This window comes from Acinetobacter sp. YH12100 (assembly GCF_013419135.1).
Classification (GTDB): domain Bacteria; phylum Pseudomonadota; class Gammaproteobacteria; order Pseudomonadales; family Moraxellaceae; genus Acinetobacter; species Acinetobacter pseudolwoffii.
Window position 1 is genome coordinate 1 of record NZ_VPAQ01000044.1, and the last position, 3843, is coordinate 3843.

Genomic DNA, 3843 nt, shown 5'->3' on the forward strand with positions numbered 1-3843 from the left:
ATTAATGCCAGCTACAATCTGGAGCTAACAGAACAACGATTAATTATGCTCGCAATTATCAACGCTAGAGAGTCTGGGCAAGGCATCACAGCAGACAGTAAATTAGAAATACATGCAAGTGACTATGCAAACTTATTCAATGTATCTATTGATGCGTCATACAAGGCACTTCGAGAAGCAGTAAACAACCTATTTAATCGTCAGTTCAGCTATACAGCAGAATATAAAAAGACAGGAAAAACAGGCATAGTGCGCTCACGATGGGTTAGTCGTATTTTTTACGTTGATGATTTAGCACTATTAGAAATTACTTTTGCGCCTGATGTTGTGCCACTGGTGACGCGTTTAGAAGAACACTTCACAAGCTATCAAGCTAAACAGGTTGCACACTTAACAAGTAAGTATGCAACTAGGCTTTATGAGTTATTAATTGCTTGGCGTGAAGTCGGCAAAGTACCACAAATAGAAATCAGTGAATTTAGAAATCGGCTAGGGCTTTTAGAAAGCGAATACACTGCAATGAGTGACTTCAAAAAGCGTGTACTAGAACCATCTATAAAGCAAATAAATGAGCACACAGACATTACTGCAACGTATGAACAGCACAAAAAAGGGAGGTTGATTTCAGGCTTTTCATTCAAATTGAAACAGAAGCAAGAAGCAAAGAAAATCGAATCTAAACGAGATCCAAACACCCCCGATTTCTTTATAAAAATGACTGATGCACAGCGTCATCTATTTGCAAACAAAATGTCTGAAATGCCTGAGATGGGGAAATATTCTGAGGGCACAGAAAGCTATCAGCAATTTGCTATTCGCATTGCAGACATGCTTTTACAACCTGAAAAATTCAGAGAGCTTTATCCACTTTTAGAAAAAGCCGGATTCAAAGAATGATTGAAAAAGAGATAACAAAATTTGAGAAAGAAATTTTGCTACAAGAAAAAATTAAGCAGCTCGAAAACGAGCTTAAAGAATTTTCTGATCTTCAAAAAAAAGCATATAGTCCACGGCTTCAAAAAAGCATTATTGGGTTAGAAAACAGAATTTTAAGAGCGCAAAAATTGCTGTACAACAACTGATTCAACTGTCATCTGCGTTTATCATTTTCAATCTCTTTAGCAACGTTTCTTATTTTCTCTATTATCTCAGAGCGTTTATTTTTAATAGAATTTCTTACATTATTTGCTTTATTTTCATCATCATTGGTTACGTCTGACAAGTAGTTGCAAACAATAAAATCTTCAAGTAAATGCTGTAAAATCGCTTCTTCTGTATCTTGGGGACCAAATAAATAGTGGTCTTTTAAAAATTGGCTATATTTAAGAACAACACCACCTAAAAAGTATTTGCGACGCTCATTTTCTTTTCTGCGCTTCTGTCCATCTGTTTGTTGCTCAAGTGTCTTTTTAATTGCTTCTTGTCGCTTTGTACTTTCAGCTCGTTCAATTTCAGATTTAGCAATTTTTTCAAGTTTGGCGTATGTGCTCAGTGCTTTTTGACAATTAAAAAAACCGTCCCGATCTTTCCAGTCATAACCCAAAATTTCTTTTTCTAGGTGTGTTAATGGGACAGTCGTAGTCATTTTATGTTGAATAATTTTGTACAACTCAGCATTTTTTCTATACGCAGTTCTTTGACGATTTACAGTTTTTATTAGCGTCAACAATTCATTATCAACAGCAATATGAGAAGCCGTAATCGGTCTAAAATTTTCAGCATCACAAAGTTCTTGCTGTGCTTTAGTTCGAAATTCCATACGCATTGCAAAACGAATTATTCTGTTCAAATCAGAATCATCAAACAACTTTGCCGGCCGTCCACGAGTCGCCATAAGAGAAACCACGCACAATAAAAATATAGTTTTCTCATCATACATTGTCACGCAACAAAAATTAAACTAAATTACGTGAGTAATTTATTTAATGTTTTGCTCGTCTACGTGTTTCTAATTCAAATTAATTACTACGTAATCAATTTGAATTAGAAACTCTCATCTCGCCCTGCGGGGCAAAAGCAAAAACAAGCATATTTCAAAATGGAGTTATCGGAAAATGTACTACTTTGATTATGCATATACTGGCAAAGGCACAACAAAAATTAAAGCCAAATCCGGAGCAACAAAAGTTAAAAAAGCGGCATCGTGCAAAAACCGGTTTCACTACATTACTCGAACTGCTCACTATAAAAATCACAAAGATAACGTGCATGAAAAAGTTGAGTTTGTGAAATCCGGCAACATGCCCAGCTTTGCCGAAAATCGCCCAGACATATTCTGGGAAGCTGCTCACAACTACGAAAGAAAAAATGCTCGCACTGCTGCAAGCCAAGTTATCGCATTACCGAAAGAATTGTCTGTTCAGCAACGAATCGAACTAGCAGAAGCATTGATTAAACAATTCACTCATGAGTTTAACTTCCCATACACTGCCGCAATTCATAATCATGCAGGCGAGATCGGTGGCCAAGATCAACCGCACTTGCATATTATGTATTGCGAGCGTTCAGTCGATGAACATAATAGAACTGCTGAACAGTTTTTCAGTCGCTATAACGACAAAGACCCTGCCAACGGTGGTGCCCAAAAGATCACACCGGATGTACGTGGCAAAGGCAAAACAATCATCAATGAAATGCGTGTAGATACAGAAGTTATTATTAATGAGCACCTGGAGAAGTACGCACCAACCAAAATAGTAAAAATAAAGGGCATTGATGTCGAAGTTCCAAACTCTGTGTCGTGTCTGCATCACGAAGACTACAACCGCATCAACGGCACGAACTTAAAGCCAGTACCAATGATTCCTAAATCATTGCTACGCCTTGACCCTAACCTGACGTTTAAAGACAAAGATAAAAATGTTGCATATCAAGCAAAGCTTGCAGAACGTGAGCGAGCGATCAACGAAGTCAATGAACTGCGTGAATACAATAACTTTGAAATGTATCAGCAGTATTACTTTAATGAGTTAAATAATCTTAGAGAGTCTATTTTTAATCAAAATAAAGATTACGACTCACCACCACCATTTTAAAATGCTCTAGAACGTAAAAAAACGGGGTTTTTAGCCCTGCTTGATCTTTCCTGAATAAAATTATAATTGAAATAAAAAATGCTCTTAGAACGCAAATAGTGCGTATTTAGCGAGTGTCTACGAGCGACACAATGAAAATTCGCTTATTCCCCCCTCTGAAAAACAGCTTTTAAAAAATCTTGAAGCATAGACTTGAGATTTTCTATAACTGGCATTTGAACCTAGACCGAGCGAAGCGAGCATAAAGTTCTATGAGCGAAGCGAATTCATAGTTGCTTTTGCTTTTAGATTTCACAAACAGAATCAACCAAAACTGCCCCTCGCTGTGAGCGTAGCGAACAGCAATAGAGTACGAGCTTTAGCGAGTACCTAGGGCAGTTCCACTCCCCTGCTGTTGGGCTTTTAATAATTTTTAAAGCTTTTAAATGCTTTTAGGAGGGGTGAAAGCATTGATATACGTGCATTTCAGCGGTCATAAACGGACATTAGCTCTTATATAAACGGACATTAGCTCTTATATAAACGGACATTAGCTCTTATATAAACGGACATTAGCTCTTAATTCAGGGACATAAAATATATTGACCTTAAAAGGATGTTAACGTACATTGTCTTTTAATTTAATAATACAATTATGGCTGTCTTATGAAGAACAGTTTAATAGTGAAAGATAATGCTTTAATTAATGCCAGCTACAATCTGGAGCTAACAGAACAACGATTAATTATGCTCGCAATTATCAACGCTAGAGAGTCTGGGCAAGGCATCACAGCAGACAGTAAATTAGAAATACATGCAAGTGACTATG

General features: G+C 36.9%; 5 protein-coding genes. 4 read left to right on the forward strand and 1 reads right to left on the reverse strand.

What is annotated here, in order from left to right; genetic code table 11:
- Together repM and FTU40_RS14965 are read left to right on the forward strand one after the other, a co-directional pair.
- The coding region (gene repM / locus FTU40_RS14960) for a replication initiation protein RepM (RefSeq protein WP_180041331.1) at window positions 1-897 on the forward strand (897 nt) is incomplete at its 5' end.
- Window positions 894-1082, forward strand: coding sequence for a hypothetical protein (locus FTU40_RS14965; protein ID WP_180041333.1), 189 nt, complete (start codon window positions 894-896; stop codon window positions 1080-1082). The genes repM and FTU40_RS14965, both read left to right, overlap by 4 nt.
- 8 nt (window positions 1083-1090) lie before the next feature.
- Here FTU40_RS14965 and FTU40_RS14970 read toward each other — a convergent pair whose 3' ends face one another.
- Window positions 1091-1834: a hypothetical protein gene (locus tag FTU40_RS14970; RefSeq protein ID WP_180041335.1), complete on the reverse strand. Its 744-nt coding sequence runs from the start codon at window positions 1832-1834 to the stop codon at window positions 1091-1093.
- Window positions 1835-2054: 220 nt separating this feature from the next.
- Here FTU40_RS14970 and FTU40_RS14975 point away from each other — a divergent pair, with 220 nt between their 5' ends.
- Both FTU40_RS14975 and FTU40_RS14980 read left to right on the forward strand, forming a co-directional pair.
- The gene (locus tag FTU40_RS14975; protein WP_180041337.1) at window positions 2055-3035 is read left to right on the forward strand and encodes a MobA/MobL family protein; all 981 of its coding nucleotides are present in this window, start codon (window positions 2055-2057) and stop codon (window positions 3033-3035) included.
- A 645-nt stretch (window positions 3036-3680) separates the two neighbouring features.
- A partial coding sequence (locus FTU40_RS14980) for a RepB family plasmid replication initiator protein (RefSeq protein WP_180041339.1) occupies window positions 3681-3843 on the forward strand: 163 nt, incomplete at its 3' end.

Bases quoted from the DNA above. Each gene is read 5' to 3' on its own strand.
- FTU40_RS14965 (WP_180041333.1), top strand. From the start codon at position 894: ATGATTGAAAAAGAGATAACAAAATTTGAGAAAGAAATTTTGCTACAA.
- FTU40_RS14970 (WP_180041335.1), bottom strand. From the start codon at position 1,834: ATGGCGACTCGTGGACGGCCGGCAAAGTTGTTTGATGATTCTGATTTG.
- FTU40_RS14975 (WP_180041337.1), top strand. From the start codon at position 2,055: ATGTACTACTTTGATTATGCATATACTGGCAAAGGCACAACAAAAATT.